Source organism: Devosia sp. (genome assembly GCF_965229025.1).
Classification (GTDB): Bacteria; Pseudomonadota; Alphaproteobacteria; order Rhizobiales; family Devosiaceae; genus Devosia_A.
In genome coordinates this window covers 2,296,458-2,316,313 of sequence record NZ_OZ245853.1, presented here as the reverse complement: position 1 = coordinate 2,316,313, position 19,856 = coordinate 2,296,458, and the positions used below count along the sequence as shown (strand labels likewise).

Annotated in this window: 18 protein-coding genes; 12 read left to right on the top strand and 6 right to left on the bottom strand. The window is 62.8% G+C overall.

What is annotated here, in order from left to right; translation table 11 throughout:
- The first annotated feature begins 190 nt into the window (after positions 1 to 190).
- A complete protein-coding gene (locus tag ACO06J_RS11405) occupies positions 191 to 1,330 on the top strand; it encodes a Fic family protein (RefSeq protein ID WP_421760836.1) in 1,140 nt (379 codons plus the stop codon).
- A gap of 136 nt (positions 1,331 to 1,466) precedes the next feature.
- Here ACO06J_RS11405 and ACO06J_RS11400 read toward each other — a convergent pair whose 3' ends face one another.
- Positions 1,467 to 2,477 carry an NAD-dependent epimerase/dehydratase family protein gene (locus ACO06J_RS11400; RefSeq protein WP_421760835.1) on the bottom strand — a complete coding sequence of 337 codons (1,011 nt, stop codon included), beginning with the start codon at positions 2,475 to 2,477 and terminating at the stop codon, positions 1,467 to 1,469.
- A 99-nt stretch (positions 2,478 to 2,576) separates the two neighbouring features.
- Positions 2,577 to 3,281 carry a TetR/AcrR family transcriptional regulator gene (locus ACO06J_RS11395; protein WP_421760834.1) on the bottom strand — a complete coding sequence of 235 codons (705 nt, stop codon included), beginning with the start codon at positions 3,279 to 3,281 and terminating at the stop codon, positions 2,577 to 2,579.
- Between the two features lie 120 nt (positions 3,282 to 3,401).
- On the opposite strand from ACO06J_RS11395, the gene ACO06J_RS11390 reads away from it, so the two are divergent.
- Positions 3,402 to 4,625, top strand: coding sequence for an HlyD family secretion protein (locus ACO06J_RS11390; RefSeq protein WP_421760833.1), 1,224 nt, complete (start codon positions 3,402 to 3,404; stop codon positions 4,623 to 4,625).
- A gap of 93 nt (positions 4,626 to 4,718) precedes the next feature.
- Complete coding sequence (locus ACO06J_RS11385; RefSeq protein ID WP_421760832.1) at positions 4,719 to 6,299, top strand: DHA2 family efflux MFS transporter permease subunit; 1,581 nt, start codon at positions 4,719 to 4,721, stop codon at positions 6,297 to 6,299.
- A 65-nt stretch (positions 6,300 to 6,364) separates the two neighbouring features.
- On the opposite strand, the gene ACO06J_RS11380 is transcribed toward ACO06J_RS11385, so the two are convergent.
- Positions 6,365 to 7,570, bottom strand: a complete 1,206-nt coding sequence (locus ACO06J_RS11380) for an ROK family transcriptional regulator (RefSeq protein WP_421760831.1) — start codon at positions 7,568 to 7,570, stop codon at positions 6,365 to 6,367.
- 156 nt (positions 7,571 to 7,726) lie between these two features.
- On the opposite strand from ACO06J_RS11380, the gene ACO06J_RS11375 reads away from it, so the two are divergent.
- The 8 genes from ACO06J_RS11375 (at position 7,727) to ACO06J_RS11340 (ending at position 15,932) form a co-directional block, all read left to right on the top strand.
- Positions 7,727 to 9,001, top strand: coding sequence for an ABC transporter substrate-binding protein (locus ACO06J_RS11375; protein WP_421760830.1), 1,275 nt, complete (start codon positions 7,727 to 7,729; stop codon positions 8,999 to 9,001).
- Positions 9,002 to 9,118: 117 nt separating this feature from the next.
- Positions 9,119 to 10,003, top strand: a complete 885-nt coding sequence (locus ACO06J_RS11370) for a carbohydrate ABC transporter permease (protein ID WP_421762494.1) — start codon at positions 9,119 to 9,121, stop codon at positions 10,001 to 10,003.
- Entirely contained in the window at positions 9,996 to 10,901 is a 906-nt protein-coding gene (locus tag ACO06J_RS11365) for a carbohydrate ABC transporter permease (protein ID WP_421760829.1), read from the top strand. Before ACO06J_RS11370 ends, ACO06J_RS11365 begins: the two co-directional genes overlap by 8 nt.
- A gap of 52 nt (positions 10,902 to 10,953) precedes the next feature.
- The gene (locus tag ACO06J_RS11360; RefSeq protein WP_421760828.1) at positions 10,954 to 12,060 is read left to right on the top strand and encodes an ABC transporter ATP-binding protein; all 1,107 of its coding nucleotides are present in this window, start codon (positions 10,954 to 10,956) and stop codon (positions 12,058 to 12,060) included.
- 73 nt (positions 12,061 to 12,133) lie between these two features.
- The gene (locus tag ACO06J_RS11355; protein WP_421760827.1) at positions 12,134 to 12,838 is read left to right on the top strand and encodes an SDR family NAD(P)-dependent oxidoreductase; all 705 of its coding nucleotides are present in this window, start codon (positions 12,134 to 12,136) and stop codon (positions 12,836 to 12,838) included.
- A 29-nt stretch (positions 12,839 to 12,867) separates the two neighbouring features.
- Positions 12,868 to 13,851 carry a sugar phosphate isomerase/epimerase family protein gene (locus ACO06J_RS11350; protein ID WP_421760826.1) on the top strand — a complete coding sequence of 328 codons (984 nt, stop codon included), beginning with the start codon at positions 12,868 to 12,870 and terminating at the stop codon, positions 13,849 to 13,851.
- A gap of 13 nt (positions 13,852 to 13,864) precedes the next feature.
- Positions 13,865 to 14,674, top strand: a complete 810-nt coding sequence (locus tag ACO06J_RS11345) for an SDR family NAD(P)-dependent oxidoreductase (protein WP_421760825.1) — start codon at positions 13,865 to 13,867, stop codon at positions 14,672 to 14,674.
- A gap of 223 nt (positions 14,675 to 14,897) precedes the next feature.
- Positions 14,898 to 15,932, top strand: a complete 1,035-nt coding sequence (locus ACO06J_RS11340) for a hypothetical protein (RefSeq protein ID WP_421760824.1) — start codon at positions 14,898 to 14,900, stop codon at positions 15,930 to 15,932.
- Here the strand turns inward: ACO06J_RS11340 and ACO06J_RS11335 are convergent.
- On the bottom strand, positions 15,909 to 16,070 hold the full coding sequence (locus ACO06J_RS11335) for a hypothetical protein (protein WP_421760823.1): 162 nt from the start codon (positions 16,068 to 16,070) through the stop codon (positions 15,909 to 15,911). The genes ACO06J_RS11340 and ACO06J_RS11335 overlap by 24 nt on opposite strands.
- 207 nt (positions 16,071 to 16,277) lie before the next feature.
- Between ACO06J_RS11335 and ACO06J_RS11330 the strand changes: the two genes are divergently transcribed.
- On the top strand, positions 16,278 to 16,796 hold the full coding sequence (locus ACO06J_RS11330) for a CAP domain-containing protein (RefSeq protein WP_421760822.1): 519 nt from the start codon (positions 16,278 to 16,280) through the stop codon (positions 16,794 to 16,796).
- A gap of 4 nt (positions 16,797 to 16,800) precedes the next feature.
- Here ACO06J_RS11330 and glpK read toward each other — a convergent pair whose 3' ends face one another.
- Both glpK and glpD read right to left on the bottom strand, forming a co-directional pair.
- The gene (gene glpK / locus ACO06J_RS11325; protein ID WP_421760821.1) at positions 16,801 to 18,291 is read right to left on the bottom strand and encodes a glycerol kinase GlpK; all 1,491 of its coding nucleotides are present in this window, start codon (positions 18,289 to 18,291) and stop codon (positions 16,801 to 16,803) included.
- Positions 18,288 to 19,805 carry a glycerol-3-phosphate dehydrogenase gene (gene glpD / locus ACO06J_RS11320; RefSeq protein WP_421760820.1) on the bottom strand — a complete coding sequence of 506 codons (1,518 nt, stop codon included), beginning with the start codon at positions 19,803 to 19,805 and terminating at the stop codon, positions 18,288 to 18,290. The genes glpK and glpD overlap by 4 nt, the downstream gene beginning before the upstream one ends.
- Between the last annotated feature and the right edge of the window lie 51 nt (positions 19,806 to 19,856).

Sequence of the window (19,856 nt, the reverse complement as noted above, 5' to 3'; positions counted from 1 at the left end):
GAACTTGAGTATGGTCTCGGCGCGCATTTCATAGCCGACCAAGCTTGTCTGTGGACGTCGACACTCAATTTGCCTTGGCTTTGGTGATCGCGGGTTTCGTTAGATACAACTGTCCTAGAGTTCATTTCACTATAGCCAAAGCATTTTGTGTATCGCATAAGTGGCCTTCAGCACATTCAAAGGGACCGCCATGCCGCCGGCTGTAGACGATCTAGATCTCAGCCAAGCCGTTGGGTATCACTACGACAAATTCCCCCCGAAGGACATCAACGCGCTTCGAATAGTGAAGCCGCTGTCGGCCGCAGCCTCCGCACTTGCCCGCTATGACCAGATGCTGAAGGGGATGCACAACAGCGAAATCCTCCTTGCGCCACTCAGGAATCAGGAAGCCGTAGTGTCCTCCAGAATGGAAGGCACCATCAGTACGCTTGAGGAGGTCCTCAGGTACGAGGCCGATAAGGAGGAGGGTGACGGTACGGATGACCACCGATATCGAAGTGAAGCGATTGAGGTGTATCTGTACTCACGCGCTCTGACGTCGGCCCAGGAATCGCTACAGGACGGCGCGCCGCTGTCGCCCCACCTGTTGCGTTCGGCACATCGGATGCTCCTGAGTTTCGGTCGCGGCGCCGCCGCCAGCCCTGGCCAGTTCAAGACCGAACAGAACTACCTTGCCGATCGTGGGCGCAAGCGAGTGCTCTTTGTGCCCATCAAGCCAGAGTTTCTGAACGATGGTCTCGAGAAGCTGTTCGCGTTCATCGCCGATGACCAATGGGAAATTCTAATCCGGACCGCCCTCGCTCATCTTGAGTTCGAGGCGTTGCATCCTTTCAAGGATGGTAACGGCCGCATCGGCCGCATGCTGATTACATTGATGCTCTGGAAATACCAGGCGATCTCCGCTCCGCATTTCTACATCAGCGGCTTTTTTGACGAACGAAGGGACGAGTACATAGACCGGATGCGAGACGTGTCAGCGACCGGAAACTGGACGGACTGGGTAGTGTTCTTCCTTGAGGCTGTCGAGCAACAAGCCATGAAAAACTTGGCGCAGGCGGAGGCCATCCGCAATCTCTACGAGGGGATGAAAGAAACCTTCAGGGACCTTCTGTCATCGCAGTGGAGCACCACTGCGCTGGACTTCCTCTTTAGCCGCCCCATCTTTCGAAACAATGTATTCACCGGAAGGTCTGGGGTCCCCTCTCAGACTGCCCACCGATTCACCAGAATATTGGCAGAACAAGGCCTCATCCAGACGCTTGAGCCTGCATCAGGCCGACGCCCGGCCCTGTACTCGTTCGAACCGCTGCTTGCACTGGTTCGCGACTAGGCGACAGGCCTGCGAGGGCGACATGTCTGCGAAACAACGCCAAAACGTCAAATAATTCCCGGCGCTGTGTCGGATTAAGTATCCGCGTGTCACTGGTTCGATTCCGGTCCCGGGCACCACGCAATTCTCCAGAAATTCAGTGTGCTCCGCCGCCTGCGCTCCATGCGCGGTACCACTCGATAAACCGTGTCACGCCGTCCTCGACCTCGGTCTGCGGCAGGGCACCGGTCAGTGCGCGGAGGAGCTCAACCGAAGCTGAGGTGTCGGTGACATCGCCGGGCTGCATGGGCAGGAAGTTGGCGTTGGCCTTTCGGCCGGCTGCCGCTTCGATGGCGGCCACAAAGCGCATCAGCTCGACGGGGCGGCCGCCAGCGATGTTCACCACGCGCCAGGGTGCCGTCGGCGAAACCGAGTCATCCGGGTGCACCTTCAGTCCCGTCTCCGGTGGTTTGGACATCAGCGCCATCAGCGCATCGACCACATCGGCGACATAGGTAAAGTCGCGCCGCATCCGGCCCTCGCCATAAATGTCGATGGGCGCGCCGGAGAGGATGGCGGATGCAAACTTGAACAGCGCCATGTCCGGACGGCCCCAAGGGCCGTAGACCGTGAAAAACCGGAGGCAGGTGGTCGGCAGATCATAAAGCCGGGCATACGAATGGCTCATCGCCTCGTTGGCCTTCTTGGTCGCGGCGTAGAACGAGACCGGCCGGTCGGTCGCATCCGTCTCCCGCGACGGGCTGCCGTCGGTCATGCCGTAGACCGAGCTGGATGAGGCGAGCAGCAGGTGCTGCGGTGGCTGCGCGCGCACTGCCTCGAGGATGTTGGCAGTGCCAACAAGGTTCGCGTCCACATAGCTCTGCGGTTGGTCGATGCTGTAGCGCACGCCGGCCTGCGCGCCGAGGTGAAAGACGATTTTGGGCCGGTCTGCAAATGCCGCTTCCACCGACGATCGATCCTGCAATTGCCCGATCAGTGGACGAAACGCCGGATATTGCGAGAGCATCGCGTGCCGCTGCTCTTTGAGCGCCACGCTGTAATAGGGCGACAGGCCATCAAGCCCGGTGACCTCGTGCCCCGCTGCCAACAGGCGCTGCGAAAGGTGAAAGCCGATGAAGCCTGCGCTGCCCGTGACCAGTACTCGCATGCATCCCCCAAGGGTCCGGTTTGTCCACCGCCCGGCTACAGCATACGCATTGCGAAGGCAAAGCGTTCCGACGGTGCAGTTCCAGGCGGGCGATTTTTGCTAGCCGTGCAACTCGCCGGTATCGCTTTGGTCTTTGGCTTGGAGCCGGTGGTTCGAACCGTAATAGCCGAGGAACATGTCGACAGCGGCCCCAACCACGTAGTCGATCTCCTTTGCGGGGAGCGGCTTTGGAAGGTTTCCGAACAACCTGCGTTTGAAGCAGGACGCCATGCTCAGCTCGAGGAACTGGCGTGACGCGAGATCGAGATCGTCGATGACCAGTTCGCCCGCCTCGACTTTGGGCTCTAGAAAGTCCTTGAGGGTCAGGTGCGCCGAAAAGCTGTTATCCCCGAAAAAGCGGGTGGCGATCTCCGGCATCCGTTCGGCCACGCCAAGAACCATGCGCTGGGCGCGGATCACTTCTTCCGAAGTCATTCGCGTCGTCACGTACACGCCAAAGCGATGGAGCGCGTCAGCCGTGGACGTGCCCTTTTCAAGCTCCTGCCGCGCTGCGGCCATCACAGCAGATTTTTCACGGTCTATCAGTCCCTTGAACAGGTCTGCCTTATCCTCGAAGTAGACGTAGAGCGTCCCTTTCGATACCCCGGCCTCGGCCGTGATTTCGTTCATGCTGGCTGCCTCGAAACCCAGGCTCATGAAGCAGCGCTTGGCGCCGTCCAGAATCTGGGCGCGCTTGACAGGATCCTGCCCCGCCACCCGGCGGCGCTGGCGCGCATCGGCCTTTTCGTCCCCCGGAATTTGCATGGCTGCTCTCCTGTTTTATTCGAACCGTGCGGTTCGATTGCACTTGATATGGGGCACCTAGGGGGCTATGTCAATCGAACCGACCAGTTCAGTTACTCATCTTATCCCCGGGAGGGATCGATGGCACAGTCCGAAAACCCGAAAAACGCCGACGCAAAGAACGTGCGCCCCTTCCCCAACGCGAAGGCCCACGCGGCGGACGCAGTTGTCACGCCGCTGAACGCCGAGGCAGTCCCGCTCGCTGACCCATCGCTTGCCCCGGGCAAGGATAGCGCCGTGGCCCCAGCGACCAAGCGCAAGACCTCCCGCCGTCCACTGATTCTTGCTGGCGTTGGCATCGTGGCCCTGCTCGCCGCCGGTTGGGTGGGAACCGATTGGTTCTTCACCGGCCGCTTCATGGTGGCAACCGACGACGCGTATATCGGTGGCGACATCGCGACCATTTCGTCCAAGCTCAGCGGCTATGTGGCAACGGTCAACGTGGTTGCAAACCAGACCGTCAAGGCAGGCGATCCGCTGATTACGCTTGATGATGGCGACTATCGCATCGCTCGCGATCAGGCCCTTGCCCAGATCGATACCCAGAACCTCACCCTCAAGCGCATCGATGCCCAGGTGACAGGCGCCGAGGCGTCCCTCGCCCAGGCCAAGGCGCAGAAGTTGTCGCTTGAGGCTGCACAGCGCAACGCTGCGCTGACGCAGACCCGTTCGGCTGAACTCACCGCCAAGGCGGTTGGTACCCAGGCCGCGCTCGACCAGGCCAATGCGGCGCTCGATCAGGCCAATGCCAATCTCGTTGCTGGCGACGCTGAGATCGCTTCCGCTGAGGCGGCGATTGCAGTGCTGAAGGGCCAGCGCGCTGAGGCCGAAGGTCAGCTCAAGACCCTGGGCCTGGCACGCGACAAGGCCGAGCGCGACCTCGGCTTTGCCGTGCTGCGCGCACCCTACGATGGCGTCGTGGGCAATTTGTCCGTGCAAGCGGGTGATCTGGTGTCCGCCGGCACGCGTCTGGCGGCCCTCGTTCCGACGACCGCGCTCTATATCGACGCCAATTTCAAGGAAACCCAGCTGTCGCGCCTCGCGGCCGGCGAAAAGGTCATCATCAAGGTCGATGCTCTCGACGGCGCGCCGATCACTGGCACGGTTGAGTCCATCGCCCCGGCCTCCGGTTCGGTGTTCTCACTGCTGCCTGCCGAAAATGCCACGGGCAACTTCACCAAGGTCGTCCAGCGCGTCCCCGTGCGGATCGCGCTGCCCGCCGATGCCCTTGCTTCTGGCAAGCTTCGGGCCGGCCTGAGCGTCACTGTCGAGGCTGATACCCGCACCGCGCCGGCCGCCGAGTAACCACATCGAACGCCTTCCCCTAGCGGGGAGGGCCGATCGGCAATCCGCCGAAGGGGGCAGGGCAGTATTGCCGCAGCTCCGAGGAGAAATGCCATGGCTGACACAGCAGTTATGAGCGCCAGTCCCGTCGCCCCCGCCACCGATGCCATGCCGGTCCGCCGTATTGTGGCGTTCTTCTTCATGGTGGTGGGCATGTTCATGGCCATCCTCGACATCCAGGTGGTTTCGGCCTCGCTCGCCGAAATCCAGGCTGGCCTCAGTGCAGGTTCCGATGAAATCGCCTGGGTTCAGACGGCCTATTTGATCGCCGAAGTGATCATGATCCCGCTCTCGGGCACCCTGGCGCGCATCATGTCGACGCGCGTGCTGTTCACCATCTCGGCGGCGGGGTTCACCATCGCGAGTGCCCTTTGCGCCACCGCTACCAACATCGACCAGATGATCATCTATCGCGCGCTGCAGGGCTTTATCGGCGGCGGCATGATCCCGTCTGTCTTCGCGGTCGCCTTCACCATCTTCCCGCCGTCCAAGCGCGCCATCGTTTCACCCATCATCGGCCTGGTCGCAACACTGGCACCCACCATTGGGCCAACTGTCGGCGGCTACCTCACCAGCGCCTTTTCGTGGCACTGGCTGTTTCTCATCAACGTCGTCCCCGGCATCATCGTCGCCTTCGCTTCCTGGACGCTCATCGATTTCGACAAGCCCGAGAAAGGCCTGATGGCGAAGTTCGACTGGTGGGGGCTGCTGGGCCTTGCCGCCTTTCTCGGCTCGCTCGAATACGTGCTCGAAGAGGGCCCGGGGCATGACTGGCTGGCCGACGAATCCGTGCTGCTCTTCGCCATCATCCTGGTCGTTGGCGGTGTGCTGTTCTTTTATCGCGCGTTCCGCGCCAGTTTTCCGATCGTTGATCTCAAGGCCTTCAGCAACGTCAACTTCGCCTTCGGCTCAGTGTTCTCGTTCGTGCTGGGCATCGGGCTCTACGGCCTCACCTACCTTTATCCCCTCTATCTGGGGCGTATCCGCGGCTATGATTCGATGATGATCGGCGAAACGCTGTTCGTCTCGGGTCTCTGCATGTTCCTGACCGCGCCGATCGCCGGGATCCTGTCCAACAAGATGGATTTGAGGATCATGATGATGGTGGGCTTCTTCGGCTTCGCCGCGGGCACGCTGGCAATGAGCCAGCTCACCGCTGACTGGACGTTTGGCGAGCTGCTGGTGCCGCAGATCCTGCGTGGCGTTTCCATGATGTTGTGCATGGTGCCGATCAACAATCTCGCGCTGGGCACGCTGCCAATGAACCGCCTGAAGGGCGCCTCGGGGCTCTTCAACCTCACGCGAAATCTCGGTGGCGCGGTGGGGCTGGCGTTGATCAACACCATCCTCACCAACCGCACCGCGCTCCATACCGAGCGGCTCTCCGAGCACGTCAACTGGAACAACCCAGAGGCCGTCAGCCGGTTCAACTCGATGGTCGCCAACAACGCCGCGCATGGCCTCGACGGTGCCGCCGCAGCGACCAAGCAACTGGCCAACATGGTGCGCCAGCAGGCCTACGTGCTGAGCTTTGTGGATGTCTTCCTGCTGCTTACGGCGCTCTTCGGCCTATTGGCCTTTGCCACCCTGTTGATGAAGAAGCCTGCCAAGGTCGCCGGGGGAGGGGGGCACTAGAGCGTTTTCAGGAAAAGTGGAACGGTTTTCCGGTTTGGAAACGCGACCAGAAAAGGCCTCCCCCCTCAGTTGAGGTGCATGGCGGTCTCGTGTCGCCGGTGGCGCAGCACCAATCCAACGGCACCCATACAGGCGCCGTTCTCGGAAAAATGGCTGCGCTTCAGCACGGTTCGTGCTTCCTCCGGCACATCCTCACGCTTGATCAGGCTGTAGCGCTCAAAGCTCTGCGACAGCGGCGACATCAGCATGTCACCCGCCATCGCCAGCCGCCCCCCGATGACCACCAGTGACGGGTTGAACACCGAGCCGATCAGCCCCAGCCCGCGCCCGCCGGCTTCGCCGGCCCTCGCAATCAGCGCTCCGCACACGGCGTCGCCGTCCAGCGCCCGCCGCACCACATCATTGACCCGCAAAGGCTCGCCGAACCGCTCCTCGGCCTCGGCGAGATAGGGGCGGAAATTGGCATAGACCTCAAGGCACCCACGGTTGCCGCAGCGGCAGAGCGGCCCGTCGGGGTCGATCACCACATGCCCGAACTCACCGGCGCCGCCTGCAATGCCGCGCATCACCTTGCCGCCCGAGACGATCGCTCCGCCGACGCCAAGGTCCAGGGTGAGGACGATGAAGTCGTCATGGCCCTGCGCCGCGCCCCAGGTCATCTCTGCGATGGCGGCGCAATTGCTTTCATTGTCGAAAAACAGCGGCGCATCGAACATCGGCCCGAACATCGCCCGTACGTCGCGCCCCACCCAGCGTGGCAGGCCACCACGCAAGACCTGCCCGTTGATCGGGTTCACCGGGCCACCCAGCGCAATGCCCACGCCCAGCAACCCTGCAGGCGAATGCCACTGGCCCGCATAAGCCTCCGCGATCATCTGGCGGACGATATCCTGAGCCTGTTCAGGCGGATAATCGGGCTCGAGACTCACCGAATGATCCGAGAGCACCGTGTGCGAAACGTCGGCGACGATCACCTGGATTTCGGTCTGCCCCACGAGGACGCCAATGCAGGTCCCTGCTCGCGGATTGAGCGTCAACGCGGTCGCCGGCCGGCCAACACTCCCACCCGAATCGCTGCCGACCTCGACCACCATGTCGGCCCGGCGCAGTTCGGATAGGGCGGTGGAAACGGTGGATTTGGCGAGGCCAGTGAGGCGCGCCAGTTGCGCGGCGCTCAGGCTGCCGCGTTCGCTAAGGGTGCGCACGATCCTCCCTGCTGGGGTCCCCAGGGCCTGATCGGTCAGCAGCGATTTCAATTCGATCTTGTTCACATCGGCGCTCCCCAGGCGCGTTGACAAGTTGAATATGTTCACCGTAGAACTAATCGGACGGTGCGAGAGGATGCGCACCGCCGGAAGAAAAGCGCAAGTGGCCACACTGTCGACCGCAGAGTCGGGTGGCGTGCTGCGCACAGGGAGAGAACCAATATGAATTCCAAGACCAAGGTCGCGGTTGCCGCGACCGCGTTGCTGACTGCTGCGCTGCTTTCGGGCACCGCCTATGCAGCCCCCAAGGTGCTGATGCTGCACCAGTGGGCTTCCGGCTCAGACGCTGCCTCGATCGCCAAGCTCGGTGAAATGTTCACCGCCGCTGGCGGTGAATGGCAGCAGACGGCCATTGCCGGCCACACCGCCAATACCCTCGCCAAGCTCCGCGCCGACGTCGTTGCCGGCAACGCCCCCGCTGCCGTGCAGCTGAAGGGCCCGGAAATTGCCGAATGGAACGCCACCGGCGGCACCGCCAACATGGATGACCTCGCAGCCGAAGAAGGCTGGGACAAGGTCGTTGCCTCGCAGCTCCTGCCGGTCATGAAGCCCGATGGGCATTGGGTCGCAGCCCCGATGAACATCCACCGCATCAACTGGATCTGGGGCAACAAGGCCGCCATGGCGACTGCCGGCGTGACCGAACTTCCCAAGACCTGGGCTGAGTTCAACGCTGACTGCGACAAGGCCATTGCCGCTGGCAAGATCTGCCTTGCGCACATGTCCGCCGACTGGACCGACGCGACGACTTTCGAAGTTGTCGTCTATGGCCAGGACAAGGACCTGTTCCAGAAGGCCTTCGTCGAAGGCGACGTCGATGCACTCCGCTCGGACGGCATGATCAAGGCCTTCGACCAGATGCGCCTGATGGTTTCCAAGTACATGGACCCGGCCATCGCCGGCCGTGACTACGACACCGCCTCCAACATGATGGCCAATGGCGACGCGCTGTTCTTCATCATGGGCGACTGGGAAATCGGCGTCCTCAAGGCCGTCAACCACACCCCGGGCGACGATATCCTCTGCGGCCAGGCTCCCACCGATTGGGGCAAGCCGGGCTTTATCCTGAACTCGGACTCGGTTGTGTTCTTCAAGCAGTCCGATCCCGACTACCAGGCTGGCCAGAAGCTCCTCGCTCACCTGATCCTGTCGCCTGAATTCCAGACCGTGTTCAACATCTCGAAGGGCTCGATCCCGGCACGCCTCGACGTTCCGCTTGGGGAAGGCTTCAACGCTTGCCAGATCCAGTCGCAGAAGGATCTCCAGGCGTCCATCGAAGACGGCATGCTGGTCCGCTCCATGGCCCACAACATGACCGTGCTGCAGAAGTATCGCGGCGCCATGATGGACACGATCACCGAGTTCGTGAACACCCCGGACATGTCCTCGGCTGACGCGGCCAACGCCATGGCCGACGCCGTCGAAGCACAGATGTAATCTCCTTCTTCCGGCCGCGGTGCCTAGCGCCGCGGCCGGAGCTCTGTTTTCGGCCTTGAGAGGGGGAGCATTTTGAGCAGCACCGGATTTACCGCCGTGCCAGGCGGCAACACACTTATGGACAAGCTGAAGCGCTGGGTGCCGATCTTCGTGCTCACCCCTTCGATCATTGCGTCCTTTGTCTACGTCTTCGTCTTCTGTGGCTGGACGCTCTACATCTCGCTGAGCGACTCGACCCTCCTGCCGACTTACGGCTTCAAGGGTTTGCAGGCTTATGCCGATCTCTGGGCCAATCGCCGCTGGGGCGTTGCCTACTCCAACCTCTTCTTCTTTTCGGTCTTCTACGTCACCATCGCGATGGCGGTGGGCCTGATGCTGGCCCTGCTGATCGACCAGAAAGTGCGCGCAGAATCCTTCTGGCGCACCATGTTCCTCTATCCCCTCGCCGTGTCGTTCATCGTCACCGGCACCGTCTGGCAGTGGCTCTATAACCCCACCAGCGGCATCGAGTTCTTTGTCCATCAACTGGGCTGGACCGACTTCCATTTTGCGCTCACCACCGATCGCAAAAACGCCATCTGGGCCATCATCATCACCGGCATCTGGCAATCATCGGGCTTTGCCATGGCGCTGTTCCTCGCCGGCCTGCGTTCGGTCGACGGCGATATCATCAAGGCCGCGCAGATCGACGGCGCCTCGACCTTCCGCACCTATCGCAAGGTCATCCTGCCCTCGATCACGCCGATCTTTCTCGCCGTGGCGGTCGTCCTGCTGCAGTTCGCGATCAAGACCTTCGATCTTGCCGTGGCCCTCACCAATTCCGGGCCCGGCATCTCCACCACGTTCCCCGCGACCTATGTCTACGATCTGATGTTCCAGCGCGGCGAAATCGCCGAAGGCGCGGCAGCATCGATCATGATCCTCGTCGCGCTGGCCGTCGTCCTTATTCCGTACTCGATTTATCTCGTCTGGCGCCAAAAGAGGGGGGTCGGCCGTGGCTGATGCTGTAATGACCAACGTCGCTATCGATCACGCCGCAGCGGCGGCCAGCCGCCGACACCTGATCAGCCGGATTGTTATCTACGGCCTCCTGATCGTGTTCTCCGCCATCTACATCGTGCCGCTCTTCGTGGTCGTGTTCAATTCGCTGCGGACGCTGCCCGAGATTTCCAAGAACGGCCTCATCGCCTTCCCGATGAGCTTCCATCTCGACGGTTGGCCGGCGGCCTGGAGCACGTTCTGCATAGGCGGCAACTGCGAAGGCATGCAGAACTACTTCTGGAACTCGGTGAAAATGGTGATCCCTGCGACCATCATCTCCACCCTGTTCGGCGCCATGAACGGCTACATCCTGTCCAAATGGAAGTTCCCGGGCTCCGAGATCATCTTTGGCTGCATGCTGCTGGGCGTGTTCATGCCCAGCCAGATCTCGCTGCTGCCCTGGGCCTTTATCCTCGGTAAACTCGGCCTCGCCAATTCGGTCTACGGCCTGGTGCTGGTGCACTGCATTCAGGGCCTGAGCTTCACCACCCTGTTCTGCCGCAACTATTACGTCTCGATCCCGGACGACCTGATCAAGGCCGCACGCATCGATGGCGCGGGCTTCTGGCGGATCTTCTACAAGGTCATCCTGCCGCTCTCGCCGCCGATCCTCATCGTGACGGTCATCTGGCAGTTCACCGGCATCTGGAACGAGTACCTGTTCGGCGTCGTGCTGAATTCCGGTTCCAACCAGCCGATCACCGCCGCTCTCGTGGCGCTGGCGCTTAATGGCACCACGGTGCGGACCTATGACGTGATGAGCGCTGCCGTGCTCATCGGTGCCCTGCCGCCGCTGCTCGTCTACTTCTTTGGCGGCAAGTATTTTGTGCGTGGCCTGACCCAGGGAGCGATCAAATGACCGGACGCGCGTCCCTCGCTCACCCGCTGTTCCTTTCGGAGATTTGTTTCAAATGGCATCGCTGACCATCCGCAACATCAGGAAGAATTTTGGCGCTGTCGAAGTTCTGAAAGGCATCGACCTCGAGGCCAAGGCCGGGGAATTCATCGCCCTGGTCGGGCCCTCCGGCTGCGGCAAGTCCACGCTGCTCGCCATGATCGCAGGCCTAGAAACGGTCACCTCGGGCGAGATCTGGATTGGCGACCGCATGGTCAACTCCGTGGCCCCCAAGGACCGTGACATCGCCATGGTGTTCCAGTCCTATGCGCTCTACCCCACCATGACCGTGCGCCAGAACATGGCCTTCGGCATGGAAAGTCGCGGCATTCCCAAGGACAAGCAGGCCGAAACCATTGCCCGCGTTGCGGCGTTCCTGCAGCTTGACCAGCTGCTCAACCGCAAGCCCGGCCAGCTCTCGGGCGGCCAGCGTCAGCGCGTTGCCATGGGCCGCGCGCTCGTGCGTGACCCTGAGCTGTTCCTGTTCGACGAGCCGCTCTCCAACCTCGACGCCAAACTGCGCGTCGATATGCGCACCGAGATCAAGAAGCTGCACCATCGGGTCGGCAAGACCACCGTTTACGTCACCCACGACCAGGTCGAGGCGATGACGCTGGCCTCGCGCATTGCGGTCATGCACAAGGGCGAAGTCCAGCAGTTCGACGAGCCCGATGCGGTGTACAACCGCCCGGCCAATGTTTTCGTCGCCGGCTTCATGGGCTCGCCGTCGATGAACTTCATCAACGCCGAAATCGGCACTGCCGACGGCAAGGCAGTAGCGAACTTCCCGCTTGCCAACGGCACCATGGCGAGCCTCGCGCTCCACAACGGGGTGGCTGCTCGTGCCAGCGGCAAGAAGATCATTCTGGGCATTCGCCCCGAACATCTGAGCCGGCAGAGCTCCATGACCCTCGGCAAGGAGGGTATGGCGACCCTGTCTGCCCCGGTCGAAGTGGTGGAGCCGACTGGCGCCGAAACCATGGCTGTGCTGAAGTTTGGCGATCGTGAAGTTGTCGGTCGCTTCAGCCCGGACGAGGCGCCCAGGATGGGCGAAGACATGCCGCTCGCCATAGACATGACCCGTGCCTGTCTCTTCGATGCCGCCACCGAGCGGTTGATCTGACCGGCTCGAACGAGGGGACTGCAAAATTACTGAGTTCGCCACCTACCCGAGCCTGGCCGGCCGCGTCGTATTCGTGACCGGCGGGGCCAGCGGCATCGGCGCTGAAATCGTGCGCGCCTTTGTTGCCAACAAGGCCAAGGTCGCCTTTGTCGATATCCTTGACCATGACGGCAACGCCTTGGCCGAAGAGACCGGCGCCACCTACCTCCGCTGCGACATCACCGAAGTCGCCGCCCTCCGCGCCGCCATCGATGTGGTCAAGACCCGCCTTGGCCCCATCGGTGTCCTCGTCAACAATGCTGCCAACGACGACCGCCATGCCATCGACGATGTCACCGAAGAGTACTGGGACAACTCGCTCGACATAAACTTGAAGCCGCAGTTCTTCGCCGCGCAGGCCGTTCGCCAGCAGATGCGCGAACTCGGCGGCGGCTCGATCATCAATTTTTCCTCGATCGCCTGGCGTGGCGGCGCTGAGAACATGGCCGCCTATGCGACCGCCAAGGCCGCCATCCATGGCCTCACACGGGCGCTGGCCCGGGGCTTCGGCAACGATAATATCCGGGTCAATTCTATCGAACCCGGCGCCGTCATCACCGAGCGCCAGAAGCGCCTGTGGTTCCCCAACCAGGATGCGATCGATTTCGTGGTCGCCCGCCAGGTCATCAAGCGCGAATTGCACGGCGACGAAATCGCCCGCACCGTGCTCTTCCTTGCCGCTGACGACAGCCGCATGATCACCAAGCAATCGATCACCGTCGATGCGGGATTGAGGTAACAGATGAGCCACCAGCAGAGAGGGACACGATGAGACTCACCACCGGGCTCAATCCATACGGCCTCACCTACTATCTTGGGCTGCAAGGCATGGGCACGCCCCGTCACAACCCCAATGGCACTGGCCTCGAAGGCTTTATCGCGCTGACCGAAGAACTGGGCGGCAAGGCGATCGAGCTTTGGGAAGGCTGGTTCAAGGACATGGGCGATGCCGAACTGGCCGCGCTCAAGGCACGGCTTGACGGCAAGGGCTGGAAGCGCGTGCTGAGCTCGGGCCTCCAGCATTGCGACATCGACCTGTTGATGCGCTGCGCCACCGCGCTCGACGCCAAATATGTGCGCCTCGCATTGACCCCCATCCTCTGCGGTGATCGCGCCGCCGCCGGGCAGGTCTGGCACGATCTCGTCCGCTCGGTGAACGAAAAGCTCGAGGCGTTAGTGCCCAAGGCCGAAGCAGCGGGCGTCGTGCTGCTGATCGAAAACCACCAGGATTTCACCAGCCGTGAACTGGTTGGCCTCTGCGACGAGTTCGGCCCGCACGTGCGCATCGTCTTCGATATGGCCAACACCTTCCCTGTCGCCGAGTCGCCGCTCGATTTCACCAAGGTGATCGCGCCTTACGTCCGGCACTGCCACGTGAAAGACTATCGCGCCGTCATCGAAGCCGATGGCTTCCGCCTTGTCCGTTGCCCATCGGGCGATGGCTGCGTGCCGCACAAAGAAATGTTCGATATCCTTGCCGAGCACAATGACGAGATGATCGCTTGCATCGAAATCGGTGCGCTCGATGATCGTCACGTCAAGCTCTACCGGCCCGAGTGGTGGCACGGCTACGCGCCCAAGCCCGCCGAGGAACTTGCGGCGTGCCTTCTCGCGCTGCAGAAGAACCGGTTCGAGCCGGGCGAAGAATGGCGCACGCCGTGGCAGCGCAATGCCGACCACGAATTGATTGATTATGAGCTGGGGCAGTACCGCAAGAGCGCCGCGAACCTCAAAGCTCAAGGTTTGATGTAATTGGAGGCCACAAGTGGCACAGGATCTTTCAGGTAAAATCGCTTTCGTCACCGGCTCTGGCCGCGGACTCGGCAATGTCATGGCCCGCAAGCTTGCCGCCCGCGGTGCCGACGTCGTGGTGCACGATCTGAGCTGGGACGCGACCTCGCGCTTTGGCGAAGCCAGCAACCTCGGCGAAGTGGTCAAGCAGATCGAGGCCATGGGCGTGCGCTCGATGGGCGTCACTGGCAATATCGGTGACCGCGACGCGGTTGCCGCCATGCGCAAGGAAATCGAGAGCAAGTTCGGCCCGGTCGAAATCCTCGTCAACTGCGCCGGCGGCGATATCGGCGCCTCGGGCAACAAGCCCGAGCCCAACAACATCCTCGGCATCACCTACGAAGACCTGACCACGCTGACCAACAACAATCTGATCGGCACCATGTTGGTCACCCAGGCTTTCGTTCCGCAGATGGTCGAACGTCAGCACGGCATCGTCGTCAACATCGCCTCGGTCGCCGCCCATATCGGCGTCTCCCATGGCGGCATCTACGCGACCCTCAAGGCTGCTGTGACCCACTACACCCGCTGCCTCGCCGATGAAGTTCGCGTCCATGGCGTGCGCGTCAACGCCGTGAGCCCCGGTCCGGCCAAGACCGCCCGCTTCCAGGCCACCCGCACCGTCGATCCGGACAAGATGAACTCGAACAAGGTCTCGCTTGATCGCTACGCCGAGCCAGAGGAAATCGCCGACGCCGTGGTCTTCCTCTGCAGTCCCGAGGCCAAGTTCATCCACGGCCAGCTCCTCCGCGTCGACGGCGGCCTGCAGCTCTACGCGGGTTGATACGCGCCGCCGACGGTCCCTTCTCCCCGTCGGGGACTTCGATGCGGCCCGAAGGGTCAAATCGCTCCTGAGGAGCGATTTGAGCGCAGAAGGCCTCGAGACCTATGGTCGAGTGGCAATGTGGCGCGAAGCGCCGGATGAGGGGCTCTTCACTTCCTGAAGCCCCTCCCTTGCCTCCCTCCCACCGCAACGCTAACGCTCTAGCCCTCGCTCCGGAGGCGCTATGCTCACCCTCGCCCTGATCGTCGTCCTGCTTTCGGGCGCACTCGCCTTCGGCGTCGCGTTGCTGGTCCGCCGCCGCGCCACCAAGCTCGGGCTCGTCCAGGCGCCCAACGAGCGCTCCTCGCATACCGTCCCCACACCCACCGGCGGCGGCCTCGGCATTGTCGCGGGCGGCACGCTCGCGGGCCTTCCCATGGCCACGCTCGACCCCTGGGTGGTCATTCCCGTCCTCATTGCCGGCCTGCTCATCGCAGCCATCGGCTATGCCGATGATCGCCGCTCGCTGCCGGTCTCGTGGCGCCTCGGCGGCCAAGTGCTGTTGATGGGCGCACTGGTTGCCCTCGTCCCAACCCCCGCGCTGCAGGCCGCAATCGGCCTGCCCATTCCTGATCTCGTGCTGTTCGTCCTCCTCGCTCTTGCCGGGGCGCTCTGGATCAACCTCTTCAACTTCATGGATGGCATCGACGGCCTCGCCGCCACCGAGACGATCTTCATCCTCTGCGCCGCGGTCCTCTTGGCCATTGCCAGCTTCCCCCAGCTCCAGGGCCACCCGCTCACCCTCTGGATGCTCGGCCTCGCCGCAGCGACCTTCGGCTTCCTGCTGCTCAACTGGCCGGCCGCAAAGCTCTTCATGGGCGATACCGGCAGCACCTATCTCGGCCTGCTCATCGCCTTTTTCGCCCTGGCGACGCTCGCCAGCGGCTGGCTCACCCTGTCGCAATGGCTGATCCTTCCAGCGCTCTTCCTCGCGGATTCCCTCACTACCCTGGGTCGCCGCCTGCTCAATCGCGAGCCGATCTGGCAGGCGCATAAGCGCCACGCCTATCAGGCACTGCAGCGCCGCTTCAGCTCGCACCGTACGGTGACGCTGCTTTACGTGGGCATCAATCTGGTGGTGTTGCTGCCCGGTGCCGCGCTCGCCGGGCTCTACCCGCAATGGGGCTGGGCGCTGGTGCTGACAGTGTATCTGCTGCTTGTGCCCCTGGCGCTGCTCGCTGGGGCAGGGGCGACGTTACAGCCAGAAACCGACAAATAGCGCGCTGGCCGCGACAATCGCCAGCGATGCTGCCATTGCGGCAAACAGCATGGTCTTGGCATGCGCGGCATGCCGGTCCAGTTCGCGCCTTGTGATGGCGCGCACGTCGAAATGTCCGAAATCGCTGTCGATAATCACTGCAAGCCCCTCAACCTGTAGTGATGAGGGTGCGCGCGACCAGGCGTTCCCGCCAGCGCGATGCAAAAACACCATTAATTAAGTTCAAATGCCTGCCATCCGCCCGCCCTTCACGCTGCGGTGTGGACTGCGCCACGTGATGGCCTTGTCAGCGCCAGAATTGGCAAGCTAGCCTAGGGCGCCTCGCACTCGGAACCCTTGGTTGCCATGTCATTCACGCGCCGCGGACTTATCGTCTTCTCGCTTACCTCTGTCGTTGCGGCCTGCTCGTCGGTGGTGCCGCCGATGGCCAACACCCGCAGCAGCACGTCTCCGGGTGAGTTGACCCAGTCGGGGATCATGGCCGCCATCAACGGCGCCCGGCGCGCCAATGGCAAACCGCCCCTGCGCTACAACGGCGCGCTCGAAGTTGCGGCGCGCCGTCAGGCCCGCCTGATGGCCGACAAGGACCAGCTCTCGCACAATCTCGGCGTCACCCTGCGCCAGCGCGTCAGCGACGCTGGCTACGAAGGCGCCGTGGGTGAGAACGTCGCCGGCGGACAGCAGACGCTGGAGCAGGCGATCGATGGCTGGCTGCATTCGCCCGCCCATCGCGAAACTCTGCTCTCGACCAAGTTCGTCGAGTTCGGCCTCGCCGAAGCCAGCGTCCCCTCGAGCCGTAAATCGAAATACCGCAACTACTGGACCTTCATCGCCGGCGGCCCGTTCGCGGCCTGGTACAACTGACGGCTCATCGCGTCGTCAAAGTCCGCTGCACCGCATCGCGCCACCCGGCAATTTTCCGCTTGCGTGTCGGCTTATCCATTTCCGGGCTGAAGCGCCGGTCGAGCGCCCAGGTCTTGGCAAATCCCGACATGTCCGGCCACACCCCGGCCTTCCAGCCCGCGAGCCACGCCGCACCAAGAGCAGTGGTTTCGAGAATGGTCGGCCTGTCCACTGGCGCATCAAGGATGTCGGCGAGAAACTGCATGGTCCAGTCCGAGCTGACCATGCCGCCATCCACCCGCAGCACCGTCTCAGTCGCGCCCTTCCAGTCCTTCTGCATCGCGTCGAGCAGGTCGCGTGTCTGGTAGCTCACCGATTCCAGCGTCGCCCGCGCAATCTCTGCCGCGCCGGTATTCCGCGTTAGCCCCAGGATCGCGCCGCGCGCGCCCGGATCCCACCATGGCGCGCCGAGCCCTACAAAAGCTGGCACCAGATAGACGTTCTGCGACGGATCGGCCGCCTCGGCGAGCGGACCCGTATCCGAAGCCTTATCGATGATCTTCAGCATGTCGCGCAGCCACTGCACTGACGCCCCCGCCATGAAGATCGCGCCCTCAAGCGCATAGGTCGTCTCGCCACCGATCCGATAGGCAATCGTGCTGAGCAGCCGGTTCTTCGAGCGCACCAGATCCGTGCCGGTGTTGAGCAGCGCAAAGCAGCCCGTGCCATAGGTCGATTTCAGCATACCCGGCTCGAAACAGGCCTGCCCGATCGTCGCCGCCTGCTGGTCCCCCGCCACCCCATAGATCGGGATCGCCGCGCCGAGGACGGCCGCGTCGGTCACCCCGAAATCGTCGGCATTGTCCAAAACCTGGGGCAGCAGCGACGCCGGAACGCGGAACAGCTTCAACAGGTCCTTGTCCCACTCATTGGTCCGGATGTTGAACAGCATCGTGCGCGACGCATTGGTCGCGTCCGTCATATGGCGCTTGCCGCCCGTCAGCCGCCAGATCAGGTAGCTGTCCACCGTGCCGAAGGCGAGTTCCCCCTTTTCAGCGCGCTTCCGCACCCCCGGCACATTGTCGAGTATCCACGCCACCTTGGTCGCCGAAAAATAGGGGTCGAGCAGCAACCCGGTGCGCTTGCTCACCATGGCTTCATGGCCATCTTTTTTCAACGTGTCGCAGAGCTTGTGCGTCCGCCGATCCTGCCAGACGATGGCGTTGTAAACCGGCTCGCCCGTCGCCCGGTCCCATACCAGCGTCGTCTCGCGTTGGTTGGTGATCCCAATCGCCGCGATCTCCTCCGCCCTCAGCCCCGCATCCGCCAGCGCCGTCGTCACGCTGGTCAGCACGCTCTCCCAGATCTCGTCCGGATTGTGCTCCACCCAGCCATCCTGCGGAAAGTGCTGCGGAAATTCCTTCTGCCCGCGCCCAACGATCTTCTGCGCCTGGTCAAAGATGATGGCGCGGCTCGATGTCGTGCCCTGGTCGATCGCGAGGATATATCCACTCACTGCACATTCCCCCCGACGCGTGCCGCCATGAACCCGGCGAGCCGCGCCTTCTCTTCCCCATTGAGCCGCAGCCCCTGCTTGGTCCGCCGCCACAGCACGTCATCGGCCGTCATCGCCCACTCATGGGCAATCAGATACTCGACCTCGGCCTCGTACAGCGTCCCCCCAAAGAACATCCCCAGTTCCGCCGGCGTCTTCCTGTCTCCCAGCAGCACCGGCACCTTGGTGCCGTAGCACCGCGTCAGCCGCCTGAGCAGCACCGGCGAGAGCTTCGGATACCGCTTCACACATCCCTCAAGCAGCGTCTCGAACCCCGTCGCCGGGAAATCGCCTCCGGGCAGGGTCCCCTTCGCGGTCCAGCGCGGCCCCTTGGCGCCGATCAGGCCCTCGATCTTGTCGACTACCTGTTCGCTCAACCGGCGGTGCGTCGTCAGCTTGCCGCCGAAGATGTTGATCAGCGGCCCGTCGCCTTCGCCCTCGGTCTTCAGCACATAGTCGCGCGTCGCTTCCTGTGCCGCGCTGGCGTGGTCGTCAAACAGCGGCCGCACGCCCGAATAGGTCCAGACGATATCGTCACGCGTCACCGGCTTCGCAAAATACTCGCTTGCCGCCGAGCAGAGGTAGTCGATCTCGCCGTCGCTGATCTTCACCGTCGCCGGGTCCTCGGCAAAGTCCTGGTCGGTTGTGCCGATCAGCGTGTAGTCGCCCTCATAGGGGATGGCGAAGATGATCCGGCCGTCCGGGTTCTGGAAGAAATAGCACTTGGGGTGGTCGAACAGCTTCTTGACCACGATGTGGCTGCCCTTGACCAGCCGCACATGGTGCGCGTCGTTCCGGCCCATCGCCTGGACGATCACCTGGTCCACCCAGGGCCCGCCCGCATTGACCAGCAGCCGCGAGATCACCGTCTGCCGGGATTTATCGCGCTGGTCCTCGAGTTCAATCGTCCACAACCCGCCGTCCCGCCGCGCCGACACCACCTTGGTCCGCGTCAGCACCGTTGCGCCCCGGTCCGCCGCGTCCCGCGCGTTGAGCGTCACCAGCCGCGCATCATCGACCCAGCCATCCGAATACTCGAACGCCGTGGTGTAGCCCGGCTTCAGCGGCTTGCCCGCGGGGTCGGTCGAAAGGTCCAGCGTCCGCGTCGCGGGGAGCAGCTTCCGGCCCCCGAGGTAGTCGTAGATGAACAGCCCCGTCCGTAGCAGCCAGGCCGGACGCAGCCCTTTGTGGTGGGGCAAAATGAACCGCAGCGGCCAGATGATATGCGGCGCCGATGCCCACAGCACTTCGCGCTCGATCAGCGCCTCCCGCACCAGCCGGAACTCGTAATATTCGAGATAGCGCAGCCCGCCATGCACCAGCTTGGTCGCTGCCGACGAGGTGCCCGACGCGAGGTCGTTCATTTCGGCCAGCATCACCGAATAGCCGCGCCCGATCGCGTCGCGGGCAATGCCGGTGCCGTTCACCCCGCCGCCAATTACGAAGACGTCGATGGGGGCGGTCGAGGCGGTCATGGTCGAATTCCGTGCGTTTGGGGCGTCAAATTGCCAATACCCGATCTATGA

Bases quoted from the DNA above. Each gene is read 5' to 3' on its own strand.
- ACO06J_RS11405 (WP_421760836.1), top strand. From the start codon at position 191: ATGCCGCCGGCTGTAGACGATCTAGATCTCAGCCAAGCCGTTGGGTAT.
- ACO06J_RS11400 (WP_421760835.1), bottom strand. From the start codon at position 2,477: ATGCGAGTACTGGTCACGGGCAGCGCAGGCTTCATCGGCTTTCACCTT.
- ACO06J_RS11395 (WP_421760834.1), bottom strand. From the start codon at position 3,281: ATGCAAATTCCGGGGGACGAAAAGGCCGATGCGCGCCAGCGCCGCCGG.
- ACO06J_RS11390 (WP_421760833.1), top strand. From the start codon at position 3,402: ATGGCACAGTCCGAAAACCCGAAAAACGCCGACGCAAAGAACGTGCGC.
- ACO06J_RS11385 (WP_421760832.1), top strand. From the start codon at position 4,719: ATGGCTGACACAGCAGTTATGAGCGCCAGTCCCGTCGCCCCCGCCACC.
- ACO06J_RS11375 (WP_421760830.1), top strand. From the start codon at position 7,727: ATGAATTCCAAGACCAAGGTCGCGGTTGCCGCGACCGCGTTGCTGACT.
- ACO06J_RS11370 (WP_421762494.1), top strand. From the start codon at position 9,119: ATGGACAAGCTGAAGCGCTGGGTGCCGATCTTCGTGCTCACCCCTTCG.
- ACO06J_RS11360 (WP_421760828.1), top strand. From the start codon at position 10,954: ATGGCATCGCTGACCATCCGCAACATCAGGAAGAATTTTGGCGCTGTC.
- ACO06J_RS11350 (WP_421760826.1), top strand. From the start codon at position 12,868: ATGAGACTCACCACCGGGCTCAATCCATACGGCCTCACCTACTATCTT.
- ACO06J_RS11340 (WP_421760824.1), top strand. From the start codon at position 14,898: ATGCTCACCCTCGCCCTGATCGTCGTCCTGCTTTCGGGCGCACTCGCC.
- ACO06J_RS11330 (WP_421760822.1), top strand. From the start codon at position 16,278: ATGTCATTCACGCGCCGCGGACTTATCGTCTTCTCGCTTACCTCTGTC.
- glpD (WP_421760820.1), bottom strand. From the start codon at position 19,805: ATGACCGCCTCGACCGCCCCCATCGACGTCTTCGTAATTGGCGGCGGG.